Source organism: Agrobacterium vacciniicorymbosi (genome assembly GCF_040427045.1).
In the GTDB taxonomy this organism is placed as follows: domain Bacteria; phylum Pseudomonadota; class Alphaproteobacteria; order Rhizobiales; family Rhizobiaceae; genus Agrobacterium.
The window spans coordinates 330,811-344,941 of the sequence record NZ_JBETMF010000002.1 but is presented as its reverse complement, the minus strand read 5'-3'; the positions used below and the strand labels follow the sequence as shown (position 1 = coordinate 344,941).

Genomic DNA, 14,131 nt, shown 5'->3' with positions numbered 1-14,131 from the left:
CCTACCCAAGATCGAACAGCGATGCTTTTGGATATGGAAGCGCCAATGGCGGCATTTCGGCCAGTGAAAAATATCTGATCGATTTGGTCTCGCTATCCAATGGCGCCGACAGCCCTCGTTCGATGCGGCATGCAAAAAGCGTCACCACATATTCAACCCGATCGCCATTCGGATACACATATCGGAAATCCCGGCCACCGAAGACGTCGATGATTTTCTGGACACTCACCTCGAAGCCAGTTTCCTCTCTGACTTCCCGGATGATAGCCTGCCGCGGCGTTTCACCCGGTTCAATTGCGCCTGCGGGCAGGCTCCACGCCTCACCCGATGCCTTTCCCTGAAGCAATATGCGCCCCTCGTCATCGTGGATGACGGCTGCAACTGACGGCACGATCAAAAGCTCAGCGCCGATTTTGTCCCGAATTGCCGCGATGTAGGATGCCATGGATAAGCCGATGCCCATTAATAGACTGCCAGCAACATAATCGCGGTTTAAGATCACATTCTGACAAAACAAAAAAACCGTGCCGGCCTTGTTTCTGCCGGTCACGGTTTGATGTTTTTCAGCGTGGATCTGAGCTGTCCCTTTTCGGGAGTATTCTTTTTGTATCCGGCCGGGACTGGAGGAAACCTGCCGGTGAGAATGGCGGTCTTTTAACCGCTCTGTCTTTTTATCTGGCGCCGGTTGGTCCGGTGCTCGATTGTTAGTGTGTGGTCATCCAGTCGCGGGCGGCGCGCAGTGCCGTTGCGAGGTCTGCCTTGTTCATGTTGCGGGCCAGATCGGCGCGCAGCGAAGCTGCCCGTTCCGAACCCTTGATAGCGGCGATGTTGAGCCATTTGTGGGCAGCAATGAGGTCCACCGGGCAGCCGCGGCCTGTCGCGTAGATCAGGCCGAGGTTGCAGAAGACGTCCGCGCGGCTTTGGCCACCGGCGACTGCCATTTCGATATCGCGAACTTCAAAGCGTGCCATTTTTCTTTATCCTGTTTGCCCGTTTTCTCTCTGTCTTGGCTCCTCTGCGGGAGCTTTCCGGTTTGAAGGCCTTACCGTCTTCTGCGGCTTGTTCTGGCCTTTTCCGTCGGCAGGTTTTCCCTGCTCTTTCGATGTCCCCACTATGCCAAACGGGCTTCAACGGGCGCTTAAAATCCATGATTAATAGGGGACAAACAAAGTCCAAACGATTGGTAAAGTTGGGTTTTTGTTAAATATCACAAGGCCCGGAAATTAAGGACTTTGCGGACAATTTTACGAAAAGTTTACGGATGAAATTCAACCCTTTCGTAACCACGTCCCAACTCGACATTTTTCGATGGATGATTTTTCGCGGCGCAAAGGCGTGAAAAAGCGCCGAATTTCGCCGCAGCCCATATTTCCTTTTACGTCCACGTCAACTATAAATCTGCGCATTCGCATGAGGAGTTGCGAGCGCTGAACCCTTAATGATTGCACGGGTAAGCCAAAGCTGGATTGGGAGGTCCATATGAAGAGAACGTTGATACTTGCCGTTTCTGCATTTTTGATGGGCAGCAGCGCCTTTGCCGCAGAAGCTATCGAAGGCAACTGGAAAACCGCCAGCGGCGAGACCGCCGTCATCGCCCCCTGCGGCTCCGCCTTTTGCGTCACGCTGAAAACCGGCAAGCACGCTGGAAAGCAGATCGGCAAGATGAGCGGCACCGGCAACAGCTATTCCGGCGAAATCACCGACCCTGCCAATGATAAGACCTATTCCGGCACCGGCACCGTTTCCGGCAGCTCGCTCAGCATGAAGGGCTGCGTGCTGAAGGTGCTGTGCAAGTCCCAGACATGGTCGCGTCTGTAATCAACACGACATGGACTAAGCGCATGTTTGCAGGCGGGCTCAACCCCGCCTGTATTTGTTTTGACTCCCATCTAACAATTACTTTTAGTTGTAATATATGCGTTAAATCGAATTTTCTCCGTCATATCGCTGTAATAAACCCTCTTTAGTTGCCCTGTCTGGAATTGTTCCAAACTACGAGCGGATGGAGAGCGCTATGACAAAGATCGACACGAGCAAGCTGAGCTGGGATGAGTGGGACGAATTGCAGAACCCGCCACCGGCTGTGACGGATTTCGACCGCGTGGTGGAATCGGCGATTTCGCGTCGCGGTTTCCTTAGTGGCGTTCTGGCATTCGGTTCTGCGGCTGCCGCTCTGGGCACGCTCGGTAATCTGGCATCGTCCACATCTGCACAGGCGCAGGAAGCAGCCTCGCGCTTTCCGTTCAAGCCTATCGCTGCCACCACTGACAACACCATCCATGTGCCTGAGGGTTACAGCTGGAAGCCTGTTGCCAAGTGGGGCCAGCCGCTATTTCCCAACGTGTCAGATATCGACCCGGTCAAGGGTGTCAGCCTTGAGAACTCCGACAAGGTTTTCGGCGAAAACACCGATGGCATGGAGCTTTTCGTGGTCGGCAGCCATCAGCTGATTGCCGTCAACCATGAATATGTGAACAACGAAACCAACCTGCCCCACCGTGAAAAGGGCATGCCTGCCAATCTGGACGAAGTCAAAATCCTCCAGCACATGCAGGGCGTCACCGTCATGGAAGTGGCAGAAGGCAATGATGGCTGGCAGATCGTCGTCGGCAGCCCGTTCAACCGCCGTATTCACCACAACACACCAATGAAGCTGTCCGGCCCTGCTGCTGGCTCCGAACTGGTCAAGACCAAGACCGATGCGAACGGTATCGACTGTCTCGGCACCTTCAACAATTGCGGCGCGGGCCGCACGCCGTGGGGCACATACCTCACCTGCGAAGAAAACTTCAACGGCTATTTCGGCTCCACCGATGCCGCTTTCAAAATGCCAGACGACTACAAGCGTTACGGTATCGCTGCCGAAACCCGTTACGGCTACGAGCTTTTCGATGAGCGCTTCGATGTCTCCAAGCACCCCAACGAGCCACGCCGTGCCGGTTACGTCGTGGAGATCGATCCGTCCAACGCATCCTCCACACCGATCAAGCGCACAGCGCTTGGCCGCATCAAGCATGAAAATGCCGCCGTCGTCATCGCGCGCGATGGTCGTGTGGTCGTCTATATGGGCGACGACGAGCGTGGCGAGTTCCTCTACAAGTACATCTCCAACGGCATCTACGTGCCGGGTGGCGATACGTCCAAGCTGCTGGACGAAGGCACGCTCTACGTTGCCAAGTTCACCGACGACGGCAATGGCGAATGGGTTGCGCTGACGCCAGAATCGACCGGCATGAAGATGGATGAGATTTGCGTCTTCACCCGTCAGGCCGCTTCCAAGGTGGGCGCCACCACCATGGACCGCCCGGAATGGGTCGCCATCAACCCCGTGGCCATTGAAGCCTATTGCGCGTTGACCAACAACAGCCGCCGTGGCGAAATGAAGGACGGCAAGCTGCGCACCAATGGCGGTGGCGATGCCATGCCGCTCAACGCCGCAAACCCGCGCGAAAAGAACGAATACGGCCAGATCGTGCGCTGGTATCCTGAGAACGACGATCACGCGGATGCCAAGTTCAAGTGGGACCTGTTCTGCATGGCTGGCAACCCGGATGTTCACAAGGATGCCTATGCAGGTTCCTCCAACATCAACTCCGGCAACATGTTCAACTCGCCAGATGGCATGATGTTCGATTCGACTGGCCTTCTGTGGATCCAGACAGACGGCGAAGACAGCAATGACGGTCAGTATGCCGGACAGGGCAACAACCAGATGCTGGCAGGCGACCCCGTCACAGGCCGCATCGAGCGCTTCCTGACGGCACCGAAGGGCGCGGAAGTCACAGGCCAGACATGGTCTGCCGACAAGCGTACCCACTTCGTCGGTATCCAGCACCCCGACGCCCCCTTCCCGGATGGCGAAGGCAAGCTGCCCCGCTCGGCCCTCATCGCCGTCAAGCGCGACGACAACGCCATGATCGGCTGATTGCTACGCCAGACATAAGAAAGGCGCCGTTCATGCGGCGCCTTTTTGATTCTGCTTCAGGACTTTAAAGACCCGTCAGAGCCACTGCGTGCCGTCACCAGCCTGGCAGCCATAAGGCGGCAGGACATTGGCGAAGGTCTGGTGCAGCTTGTCACAGCCCCATTTTCTGATTGGCGCTGGCATGCGGCTGTTCAGCTCGATGCCGACTTCATTGTACGGGCTCTCGGTGTTGGTGACGTAGCTATACCAGCGGTAACCGAAGATCACGACGGCGAAGATCACGACCATCGTCAGAACTCTTATAATTTTCACGCTATTTCCTTACGCATATGAATGTCGACCCATGCCAACTCCGTCGCAATATATGCGCATGAGAGCCTCTGTAGCAGGAGCCAGACCCGGTCCTAGCCGGGAACGTCTGTTTCAGCAAGCAGCCCCACCTTTATTCTCGCTCCGCCAATGCCCGGTTGAAAAGCTAAGGGGCATCTGTCAATTTCGGCCCGGGGGTAACGTAATTTGGAGGACATATTTTTATGCGTATGCTTTTGCCTTGCATCCTTTTGGCCAGTTGCATCATGACCGCACCCGCTTTCGCTGCTGAACCGCCCGCATCGCCACCGGCAGACAGGCCGCTGAACGAATTCGTCACGGCTGTCGAGAAAGACGGATCGATCACCTTCCGCCTCTTCGCACCCTCAGCCAAGGCCGTATCCGTCACGCTCGGCAGCAATGCGCCGCTGGAAATGAACCGCGCCGAAAGTGGCGTCTGGAGCGTCAAGAGCGACGTGCAAAAGCCCAATCTCTATGAGTATTATTTCAACATAGACGGTTTCCGCAGCATCGATACCGGCACCAATTATCCCAAGCCGCAGCGGCAGGTGAACACCAGCCTCATTCTCGTGCCCGGCAGCATTCTGGATGTGCGCGATGTGCCGCATGGCGAGCTTCGCCTCGTCACCATCCCGTCCAAGGCCTTGAAATCGCAGCGCGCGACCTATGTCTACACGCCACCGGGCTATAGCGACACGTCCGAACCTCTGCCGGTCATGTATCTCTACCACGGCTTTGGCGATACGGTTGCATCCTGGGTCACCCAGGGACGTGCGCCTGAGATTCTCGACAACCTGCTGGCTGAAAAGAAGATCGAGCCGATGATCGTTGTCATCCCCGACACCGAAGCCGATATCCCGGAAGCCATCGCCGAAAACTTCCCCGGCGCCGACCGTCGCAAGAACTTCTACCCGATCAATGCCGATGCCATCGACCGCGAACTGACGCAGGATCTCATTCCCTACGTGAAGCAGCATTACCGCGTGCGCGACGACGCCGACAGCCGCGCTATCGTCGGCCTGTCGCAAGGTGGCTATCAGGCCCTCGTCTCCGGCCTCACCCACCTCGACACCTTCGGCTGGATCGCCAATTTCAGCGGCGTCTCCACCACAACGGTTCCCAACAAGATCGTGGAAGCCACGCTGAACGAGCCCGACAAGATCAACAAGGCACTGCGCAACTTCACCGTCACCGCCGGCACCAAAGACGTGGTAACGGGCAAGGACATCGCAGGCCTCAAGAAAATCCTCGACGACAACAAGATCAAGCACGAATACGTGGAATACAAAGACCTTGGCCACGAGATGGATGTGTGGCGTCCGTCATTCGAGGCGTTTTTGGGGAAGGTTTTTAAGAAGTAGCGGAAAGCAGCGGGCCGTCTCGCTTCAGAAGAGCGAGACGGCAACCACAAAGCCACGAGCTTATCAGAAAACTTGGTTGGCGCTCAGGTCGTACCCAGACACCCAACGCCCAACAGAGCCCTGAGCATCATCGTAAACCGTTGTTAAAATGTCTATTTTGCTGAAGCCGATGCTCAAGGTTTCGCTCGCACCTGTATCATCTGCCGAAAATACCAATGACGGATTTGAAAGGTCGAACTTGATATCCGTGTGACCCGGCGCTGATAGAAGATGGACAACAGCTTTGTCGCCCAGATAACCGCTTTCGGCCATGCTGAATAAGGCGGCTGAAAGCGCATCGCTCTCCCGTCCCATTCGCAACTCAGAGACGATAGGCACTGGCGCTGTTTCAAAGTCTGTCCGCAGTGAACTCGGAATGTCGCGATTGACGTGGAGCTGAAGCGTATCCACGCTGATACAACCAGAGTATTGTTCGGCCACGACATCGCCGTGGAATCCTTCAATTTCCAAGTAAATCGGCATAGAACACTCCTTTTCTCTCGATAACTTTACCCTTTTATCAGGAAACTTCCCGGCCGACTAACGTTTGACGCGAAATGCCATACCAAGCGATCTCGGTGCGGTCTCTAGAAATCCAAATTTCTCATAGAGCTTGTTTGCGGGAACGTCAGCGATCAAGCTCACATAGGCGGTCGTGGGCAGCTCCTCCGACACATAGGTCATGATCGCATCCATGATGGTTTTTCCGATTCCACGACCCTGGTGGTCGGGATGAACGGCGATATCCACGACCTGAAAAAAGCACCCTCCGTCGCCAATCAGTCGGCCCATTCCGACCGCCACTCCATCGCGCATAACCATCACAGAATAGACCGTTCCAGGAAGCCCTGCTCTTGCGGCATCTTCGGAAAACGCACTGAGACCCGCCACCGCACGAAGATGCAAATATTCTTCGACGGATGGCAGCTTAGGCATGGTGGTGTATTCGGCTTGCTTCATTTGTATACCCGGTTTTTGACGTGCCGAACTTAGAGGACCTCTGCGTAAGTTCAAAGAACGCTTTGGCCGACAGCGATCATAAAAGTGGGACTGAGAAACTACCTCATTCGAAAATGACGTGTCCGACATGGACCATGTCCGGCGGATTGCACCGTTCCAGAAAACAAATTTTCCCAGGCATTAGTTTCATCGACGTATTTGCGGCCCCATTAACCACCCTGAACCCCACATGAACCTCGCCCTCAGGGTTGGTTCAGTCCCACTGTGGCAATGTCGTGTTCAACGTTAGGGAAAAACGTGACGCAAAGGGGAACGGGCATGGCAATCTTGGTACGGCGGTTCAGCATCATCGTTTTGTTGATGGCAATTTTCGCGATGTCCTTTGCGGCGCTGGTGGTCAATCCCAATCGCAGCTTTCAGCGTGTCAATGTCGGCGCATCAATTGCCTGCCAGACCAGTCTTTCTGCAAACTGCCACATGACGCTCTAACCGCTTTACCGGGAGGTTTGCGCTTTCAACGCGCAGCGATCGCCGCGGCTGCCAATGCCATAGCCGCGCCACTGATTTGATTGATACGGCGGATCGTGCGGCTATTTTGCAAGAACCTGCGGGCTTTGGATGCAAGAAATACCCATGAGAGATCGACGGCGATCAGCGTTATAAGCAGGGTTGCCAGCAATTGCGCCCAGCCCATGGCCGTTACACCCTGTATGTCGATCAATGACGGCATCAACGTCAGATAGAACAGCATGTTTTTAGGATTGCCAATAGATACCGACAGTCCTGAAAGGAACGCCTTCAGGCCGCGTCCTCTGACAGGAAGCTCTCCCTGCGCAACATCGGGCTTTGCCGTGAACAGCGTCCAAGCTAGATAGAACAGGTAGACGACGCCCAACCATTTGATGACTTCAAACAGAACATAGAAAGTCGAAGCGAGCGCTGCCAATCCTGCGAGTGCAACGCTGAGCCAGATCGCCTCCCCAATCCAGATTGCGATCAAAAATGGCAGCACATCACGTGCACCGCGGGACAGCACGCGTGCAACCAATGCTGCAACGGTAGGCCCGGGGCTGATGCTATCTGCAATCAGGGCTCCGGCGAAGATCAAAAGCGCCATCAAAGTCATAGCCAGACGTTATCCGTTGCAACTGCGAAAGCAAGTATTGCTAAAGGTTGTAACGCGGTTTTTTCATCAATACAGAAGGGTTTGTTCTGACGATCTGAAACTCCAGGAGTTTTCCGCTACTTTTTCAAACGCTCATATTTCTGTCGCTTGCCTGTCGAAATTGGCTCTCTATAATAGGCCATGACAATAGCAAAGCACACGATTCCTCCCCTCGCCTTCATCACGCCGGAGCCCTTCGCGCCGCAGACTTTCACTGATCCGAAAGAGGCCGTGGATGCGTTGACGGCGCTTTATGAGCGCAACACGAATTTCCTCATTAAATCCTTCACCGATCTGGCGCAGGGTGCGCCAATCGAAGGCCGGTACCGCGCCTGTTATCCGCAGGTCAGCATCGAGACATCGAGCTTCGGCCATGTGGATTCGCGCCTCTCCTACGGCCATGTCACCTCGCCCGGTGTCTACACGACCACGGTTACCCGTCCGCAGCTTTTCCGGCATTATCTGAAAGAGCAGTTGGGCCTTCTCATCAAGAACCACAGCGTTCATGTCACGGTGGCCGAATCCGCCACGCCCATTCCGCTGCATTTCGCCTTTGGCGAAGGTGCCTATGTGGAAGCGGCTGCGGCCTCGTCGCTGTCGGATGTGCCCCTGCGCGATCTGTTCGATACGCCCGACCTCAACAACACCGATGATCTGATTGCCAATGGCGAATATGATCAGGTGCCGGGAGAGCCCGCGCCACTTGCGCCCTTTACCGCACAGCGCATCGATTATTCGCTGGCGCGCCTCAGCCATTACACAGCCACCAGCGCCAACCATTTCCAGAACTTCGTGCTGTTCACCAACTACCAGTTCTACATCGATGAATTCGCCGCATGGGCGCGCAAGATGATGGCGGATGGTGGCGAGGGCTATACGGAGTTCGTGGAGCCGGGCAATATCGTCACCCATGCTGGTTCTGACCGGCCCGAGACCGACATGACGCTGGGGCGTCTGCCGCAGATGCCCGCCTACCACCTCAAGAAAAAGGGCCATGCGGGCATTACGCTGGTCAATATCGGCGTCGGCCCGTCCAATGCCAAGACGATCACGGACCACATCGCCGTGCTGCGCCCGCATGCCTGGCTGATGGTCGGTCACTGCGCCGGTCTTCGCAACAGCCAGCGGCTGGGCGATTATGTTCTGGCGCATGCCTATGTGCGGGAAGACCACGTTCTGGACGACGACCTGCCTGTCTGGGTGCCGATCCCGGCGCTGGCGGAAGTGCAACTGGCGCTGGAAGGCGCAGTCGCGGAAGTCACTGGCTACGAAGGTTTCGAGCTGAAGCGCATCATGCGCACCGGCACCGTCGCCACCATCGATAACCGCAACTGGGAACTTCGCGACCAGGCAGGACCAGTCAAGCGCCTGTCACAATCGCGCGCCATTGCACTCGACATGGAATCGGCCACCATCGCCGCCAACGGCTTCCGCTTCCGCGTGCCCTACGGCACCCTGCTTTGCGTTTCCGACAAACCACTGCATGGTGAGCTGAAGTTGCCCGGCATGGCGACGGAGTTCTACAAAACTCAAGTTTCTCAGCATTTGCAAATCGGCATCCGCGCGGTGCAGAAGCTGGCGGCCATGCAGAAGGAAACGCTGCATTCGCGCAAGCTGCGAAGCTTCTACGAGACGGCATTCCAGTAGGATTTGCGGCGGAGATTTCCTTGGTGTATAACTTCAAGAATTGATACACCAAGGACGCCGACTATGCGCACGAATATTGAGCTTGATGACGCATTGATGGCTGAGGCCATGGGGATGTCTGGCCTTTCCACGAAAAAGGCGATGGTTCAGCGCGCTCTGGAAGAATATGTGCGGATCAGAAGACAACGAGACGCCATAGACGCCCTTAGCGGGATGGGTTGGGAAGGCGATCTCGATAAAATGCGCAACGACTGGTCGCCCAGCGTCGATTGGGGCCTTGAAGACAGCAAATGATCGTTGTCGATACGTCCGTATGGATTTCCCTTATTCGCCACGCGCACAGCGATGTCACGGAAAGGCTGCGATCTTATATACCGGAAGGCCTGATCATGATCGGCGATGTCATCCTGCTTGAAGTTCTTCAGGGTGCGCAGAGCGATCGTCACGCTGACATGCTGGAGCGGCAGTTTCGCGCTTTTCCTTGTGCCACAATGTCGTCGCCCGCATTGGCCCTCAAGGCTGCGAAGAACTACCGGCACCTGCGTCAGCGTGGAATCACCATCAGAAAAACCACCGATCTCATCATCGGTACCTACTGCATAGAGCACGGCCACGCTCTGCTGCATTCCGACCGGGACTTCACGCCCATGGCGGAACATCTCGGCCTGCGCATCGCCTGACTATTTCCGCACCCGCACGAACAGCGCGAGCGCCGTCCCCACCAGTGACGACACTATCACCAGCAGATGCACGTTGACGGCGGCTTGCCCGAGTGAGGACAGAGCAACCTCATCCGCCGCCGCGCCGAAGCCAAGGGCGCCGGCGGTGATGCCGGCGGGATAGGTTCCGACACCGCCGGGAGCGTGGATGGGCAGAACGGAGGAGAGTTCGCCGCCCAGCGCGCCGCCGAAACCTGCGGGCAGGCTTATCTTGCCCATCAGCACCAGCACCCAGGCCAGAACGGCGATCTTGACGAACCAGTTGATGATGGTCACGCCCCAGGCGCGCGTGAAGGCGCGGCCATCAAGCGGCAGACCCGCCTGCAATTCATGGATGATGCCCTGTGCTTTCTTAGGCGCGATATGGCGAGCCAGCCGGAAGACGGGGTTCCTAGCCGCAAAGGCAACCACCGGCAAAAGCAGAAATGTGGCCCACAGAATCCAGACGAATACGGCATTTTTCTCCAGCACCAGCCCAAGGCCTGCGGCGGCCAGCAGCGCGTGCAGATCGAACAGGCGCATCACCAGCAGAGCGGAGGTTCCGCGCGCTAAGCGCACGTCGAATTCCTTCTTCATCAGCAGCGGAAAACTGGTTTCGCCGGAGCGGAAGGGCAGCATGACATTCAGCAGATTATGGACCTGCACCACGCGAAACAGCGGCATGAAGTGGCCGCGTGTTTCCTGCGGAAAATAATCATAAACCCGCCAGGTGCGCAGCACATAAGTCGCCAGCAAAAGGGCGAGCGCCAGTGCGATGGCGGAAAGCCCCGCCCCTTCCCACACCGCCAACACCGAGCCCCAGCCCCAGACGGTCTGAATGAACGCGGCATAGGCCAGCAGAATAAGTCCGGTGAAAACGGTCATCCTGTTGCGCGAAAGCCACGAAGCTTTTGGGATATCGGGTCCGGTCATGTGGGGCATATGCCTCGTCTGGACAAACATAGCCGTGGGGTCTATCGGGCTTGCTTGCATATAATTCCGCCGCCTTCTTTAGGAGAAAGCACCCGTGCCGACAACTGCCGCCATTGAAAACATTATGCCCGCGGCAGAAGCGCTGGAACTGTCGCTGGTCGTGCCGATTTTCAACGAGCAGGAAAGCGTCGTTCCGCTGATCGATCGAGTCATGGAAGCCATGCTGGGTTACGCCTCGCCGTGGGAACTCATTCTTGTGGATGATGGCAGCACGGATGCGACCATTGCCAATGCAAGGGAATATGTCGGCCGCGCCGGTCTCAACCTCAAGATTGTCGCCTTGCAGCGCAATTTCGGCCAGACGGCGGCCATGCAGGCAGGCATCGATGCCGCCAAGGGCCGCCTGATCGCCACGCTGGATGGCGATCTTCAGAACGACCCCAAAGACATTCCCATGCTGGTTTCGGAGCTGGAGCGGCGCGAACTCGACCTTCTGGTCGGCTGGCGCAAGAATCGTCAGGACGGGCTTTTCCTTCGCAAGGTTCCGTCCTGGATCGCCAATCGGCTGATCGGCAAGATTACCGGCGTTCGCCTGCATGATTACGGCTGCAGCCTGAAGATCTACCGCGCCTCCGTTATCAAGCAGGTCAAGCTGATGGGCGAGATGCACCGCTTCATCCCTGCCTGGGTGGCAGGCGTGGTGCCCAGCACGCGCATCGGCGAAATGCCGGTCACGCACCATGCGCGCCAGTTCGGCGCATCGAAATATGGCATTTCCCGCACCTTCCGGGTCATTCTCGACCTGTTGTCGGTCATGTTCTTCATGCGCTACAAGGCACGGCCCGGCCATTTCTTTGGCTCGCTGGGCCTCGGTCTGGGTGCCCTCTCAGGCATCATCATGCTCTATCTCTTCGTCGATAAGTTTCTGCTGGGCAATGATATCGGCACACGCCCGATGCTCATGGTCGGCGTCGTGCTGCTACTGTCCTCCGTCCAGCTGATCACCACGGGCATTCTGGCGGAGATGATCGCGCGGCTCTATTACCGCGACGAGCAGAACCCGAATTACATCATAGGCAAGGTCTACACCGCGGAGTGATCGTCAATGCGCAGGTATCTCTCCCGCAATCCTGATGTGATTATCTATTTGATTGCGGCCTATTACCTGCTGGCGATCCTCGTGCGTGTCGTGCGCTCTCCGGCGCTGGAAGTGGATGAGACGCAGGCCGCCCTGTCGCAGTTCTTTTTCTGGGGCTACGGCTCACAGCCGCCGCTTTATCACTGGCTCCAGCTTGGCCTTGCCGAAGTGTTCGGCATGTCGATTGCGACGCTCAGCATTCTCAAGAACACGATCCTTTTCCTCTGTTGCCTCTTCTTCTGGCTCACCGCGCGCCTGTTGACGCAGGACCGCGCCTTAAGCGGGCTCGCGACGCTCGGTGTGCTGACCCTGCCGCCGATCTTCCTGATGGCGCAGCGCGACCTAACCCATTCCATCATCGCGCTGCTGGCCGTCTCCCTGTTTCTCTACGCATTCTTCCGCACCCTGAAACAGCAGAGCCTCGGCGGATATCTGCTGGCGGGCCTCGCCGTCGGCCTTGGGGCACTGTCAAAATACAATTTCGTCCTCGTTCCGCTTGCGGCCATTCTCGCCGTTTTGCCGGAAAAGGATTTGCGCGCCCGCGTGCTGGACTGGCGCATGGCCGTGGCCGTGCTGGTGTCCGTCCTCGTGGTCCTGCCCCACGGCCTCTGGGTGCTGGAAAACATGGCAATCGCCACTGGCCAAACCATGGGCGAAATGACCGAAGGCCATGAACACCTGTCGTTTCAAGGATTATACGGCGCGTTCGATCTGGTCGTCTCCACACTCCGCGGCTCTGCCGTCACCCTCGCCATCTTCGCCGCGTTTTTCTACCGGGATATCAAACGCATCCTGACGGCCAGCGATCAATGGACGCGGGTTACGGGGCGGATTGTGCTGCTCTGTCTTTTCATGGTTCTGGTCATCGTGCTTGCGCTGGGCGTCACCAATATCAGACAGAAATGGCTGATCGTTTATCTCATCCTGCTGCCGCTCTATCTCGCTCTAAAAATCCGGGCGGCGGGCGTGGACGTAAAGCCTAAGCTGCCCGGAATGCTGGCGGCCACATCGGCGCTCACCATCGGCGTACTCCTCATTCTGCTGTTTCGCGGGTTGGTAACGCCGTATTACGGGCGCTACTCGCTCGTCCACATTCCCTATTACAGATTTGCCCAAGCCGTCCGCCGCGATGGCTTTGCCGAGCCGCAATATGTCATCTCATCTGGTCTCGTTGGCGGTAATCTCAAGATACAGTTTCCAAAGGCAACCGTCTTCATCGGCAATCCTACCACCGAGGCCCTGCCCGCGACTTGGCCAGCGGGTGCGACCGTGCTGATTGCGGGAACCGGCGATGAGGGCAAGCTGCCGGAAAATCCCGGTGCAGATCTCGCAGCACTTGCCGCACGCTCATCGCTGCCGCCACCTACAGACATCCGGCATGTGGAAGTCTCCTATGCCGGTGGCGATGGCGAGAAAAAGCACGCCTTCTATTACGCATGGACCGTGATCGGGCCGAAGTGACGCTTAGGCCTTTTTCACCGAAGCCTCGACGCGGATCGGGAAATTCACTGAATTGGCGATGAAGCATTTCTCATGCGCGTCTTCGTGCAGTTCCAGCGCCGTTTGCGGGTCGCCCTTGGAGATGGTGACGACGGGTTTCAGCATTACTTCGGTGAAGTGCCCTGCCCCGTCCTTGCGAAGCACCATGGCGCCTTCCGGCTCATCCACATAGTCGGTCACGACTACGCCGGAAACGGCGCAGAAATGCAGGTACCACAGCTTGTGGCAGGCAGAGACGGAGGCGAGCAGCAGCTCTTCCGGGTTCCAGCGGGCGGCATCGCCGCGAAAGGCCGGGTCGGAAGAGCCCGCAATGTCGGGCTTGCCGTCTACCGAAATCACATGTGACCGTTCATATTCGCGGTAGCCGGAGGTGCCGGTGCCTGTGTTGCCGGTCCAGGTGATCTGAACCTTGTAGTGATGCTCTGCGTCTGCCAC

Annotated in this window: 17 protein-coding genes; 9 read left to right on the top strand and 8 right to left on the bottom strand. The window is 57.0% G+C overall.

Annotated features, from left to right (window positions below; all coding sequences use genetic code 11):
• Position 1: 1 nt before the first annotated feature.
• Both ABUK73_RS04950 and ABUK73_RS04945 read right to left on the bottom strand, forming a co-directional pair.
• Positions 2 to 550, bottom strand: coding sequence for an NUDIX domain-containing protein (locus tag ABUK73_RS04950; RefSeq protein WP_353576293.1), 549 nt, complete (start codon positions 548 to 550; stop codon positions 2 to 4).
• A 154-nt stretch (positions 551 to 704) separates the two neighbouring features.
• Positions 705 to 971 (bottom strand): SEL1-like repeat protein, encoded by a 267-nt coding sequence (locus ABUK73_RS04945; RefSeq protein WP_113087161.1) that lies wholly within the window; start codon positions 969 to 971, stop codon positions 705 to 707.
• Positions 972 to 1,479: 508 nt separating this feature from the next.
• Here ABUK73_RS04945 and ABUK73_RS04940 point away from each other — a divergent pair.
• Together ABUK73_RS04940 and ABUK73_RS04935 are read left to right on the top strand one after the other, a co-directional pair.
• The gene (locus ABUK73_RS04940; RefSeq protein ID WP_353576292.1) at positions 1,480 to 1,818 is read left to right on the top strand and encodes a DUF2147 domain-containing protein; all 339 of its coding nucleotides are present in this window, start codon (positions 1,480 to 1,482) and stop codon (positions 1,816 to 1,818) included.
• A gap of 196 nt (positions 1,819 to 2,014) precedes the next feature.
• Complete coding sequence (locus ABUK73_RS04935; RefSeq protein WP_353576291.1) at positions 2,015 to 3,925, top strand: PhoX family protein; 1,911 nt, start codon at positions 2,015 to 2,017, stop codon at positions 3,923 to 3,925.
• A 75-nt stretch (positions 3,926 to 4,000) separates the two neighbouring features.
• Here the strand turns inward: ABUK73_RS04935 and ABUK73_RS04930 are convergent, their stop codons facing one another.
• Positions 4,001 to 4,213, bottom strand: a complete 213-nt coding sequence (locus tag ABUK73_RS04930; protein ID WP_112500132.1) for a hypothetical protein — start codon at positions 4,211 to 4,213, stop codon at positions 4,001 to 4,003.
• Positions 4,214 to 4,500: 287 nt separating this feature from the next.
• Here ABUK73_RS04930 and ABUK73_RS04925 point away from each other — a divergent pair, with 287 nt between their 5' ends.
• On the top strand, positions 4,501 to 5,616 hold the full coding sequence (locus tag ABUK73_RS04925; RefSeq protein ID WP_353576290.1) for an esterase: 1,116 nt from the start codon (positions 4,501 to 4,503) through the stop codon (positions 5,614 to 5,616).
• Between the two features lie 63 nt (positions 5,617 to 5,679).
• Here ABUK73_RS04925 and ABUK73_RS04920 read toward each other — a convergent pair whose 3' ends face one another.
• A complete protein-coding gene (locus ABUK73_RS04920; RefSeq protein ID WP_353576289.1) occupies positions 5,680 to 6,138 on the bottom strand; it encodes a type VI secretion system tube protein Hcp in 459 nt (152 codons plus the stop codon).
• Between the two features lie 57 nt (positions 6,139 to 6,195).
• Positions 6,196 to 6,615 carry a GNAT family N-acetyltransferase gene (locus tag ABUK73_RS04915; protein WP_353576288.1) on the bottom strand — a complete coding sequence of 140 codons (420 nt, stop codon included), beginning with the start codon at positions 6,613 to 6,615 and terminating at the stop codon, positions 6,196 to 6,198.
• Positions 6,616 to 6,933: 318 nt separating this feature from the next.
• Between ABUK73_RS04915 and ABUK73_RS04910 the strand changes: the two genes are divergently transcribed.
• Positions 6,934 to 7,104, top strand: coding sequence for a hypothetical protein (locus ABUK73_RS04910; protein WP_353576287.1), 171 nt, complete (start codon positions 6,934 to 6,936; stop codon positions 7,102 to 7,104).
• Between the two features lie 25 nt (positions 7,105 to 7,129).
• On the opposite strand, the gene ABUK73_RS04905 is transcribed toward ABUK73_RS04910, so the two are convergent.
• Entirely contained in the window at positions 7,130 to 7,741 is a 612-nt protein-coding gene (locus ABUK73_RS04905; RefSeq protein WP_353576286.1) for a LysE family translocator, read from the bottom strand.
• A 180-nt stretch (positions 7,742 to 7,921) separates the two neighbouring features.
• On the opposite strand from ABUK73_RS04905, the gene amn reads away from it, so the two are divergent.
• From amn to vapC, 3 genes are all read left to right on the top strand, one after another.
• The gene (amn, locus tag ABUK73_RS04900) at positions 7,922 to 9,427 is read left to right on the top strand and encodes an AMP nucleosidase (protein ID WP_353576285.1); all 1,506 of its coding nucleotides are present in this window, start codon (positions 7,922 to 7,924) and stop codon (positions 9,425 to 9,427) included.
• Between the two features lie 63 nt (positions 9,428 to 9,490).
• On the top strand, positions 9,491 to 9,721 hold the full coding sequence (locus ABUK73_RS04895; protein WP_353576284.1) for a type II toxin-antitoxin system VapB family antitoxin: 231 nt from the start codon (positions 9,491 to 9,493) through the stop codon (positions 9,719 to 9,721).
• Positions 9,718 to 10,107 (top strand): type II toxin-antitoxin system VapC family toxin, encoded by a 390-nt coding sequence (gene vapC, locus ABUK73_RS04890; protein ID WP_353576283.1) that lies wholly within the window; start codon positions 9,718 to 9,720, stop codon positions 10,105 to 10,107. Before ABUK73_RS04895 ends, vapC begins: the two co-directional genes overlap by 4 nt.
• Here the strand turns inward: vapC and ABUK73_RS04885 are convergent, their stop codons facing one another.
• On the bottom strand, positions 10,108 to 11,058 hold the full coding sequence (locus ABUK73_RS04885) for a lysylphosphatidylglycerol synthase domain-containing protein (RefSeq protein ID WP_353576282.1): 951 nt from the start codon (positions 11,056 to 11,058) through the stop codon (positions 10,108 to 10,110).
• Positions 11,059 to 11,182: 124 nt separating this feature from the next.
• Here ABUK73_RS04885 and ABUK73_RS04880 point away from each other — a divergent pair, with 124 nt between their 5' ends.
• Together ABUK73_RS04880 and ABUK73_RS04875 are read left to right on the top strand one after the other, a co-directional pair.
• The gene (locus ABUK73_RS04880; protein WP_353576463.1) at positions 11,183 to 12,157 is read left to right on the top strand and encodes a glycosyltransferase family 2 protein; all 975 of its coding nucleotides are present in this window, start codon (positions 11,183 to 11,185) and stop codon (positions 12,155 to 12,157) included.
• Between the two features lie 6 nt (positions 12,158 to 12,163).
• Positions 12,164 to 13,657 (top strand): glycosyltransferase family 39 protein, encoded by a 1,494-nt coding sequence (locus ABUK73_RS04875; RefSeq protein WP_353576281.1) that lies wholly within the window; start codon positions 12,164 to 12,166, stop codon positions 13,655 to 13,657.
• Between the two features lie 3 nt (positions 13,658 to 13,660).
• On the opposite strand, the gene ABUK73_RS04870 is transcribed toward ABUK73_RS04875, so the two are convergent.
• On the bottom strand, positions 13,661 to 14,131 hold the full coding sequence (locus ABUK73_RS04870; RefSeq protein WP_353576280.1) for an OsmC family protein: 471 nt from the start codon (positions 14,129 to 14,131) through the stop codon (positions 13,661 to 13,663).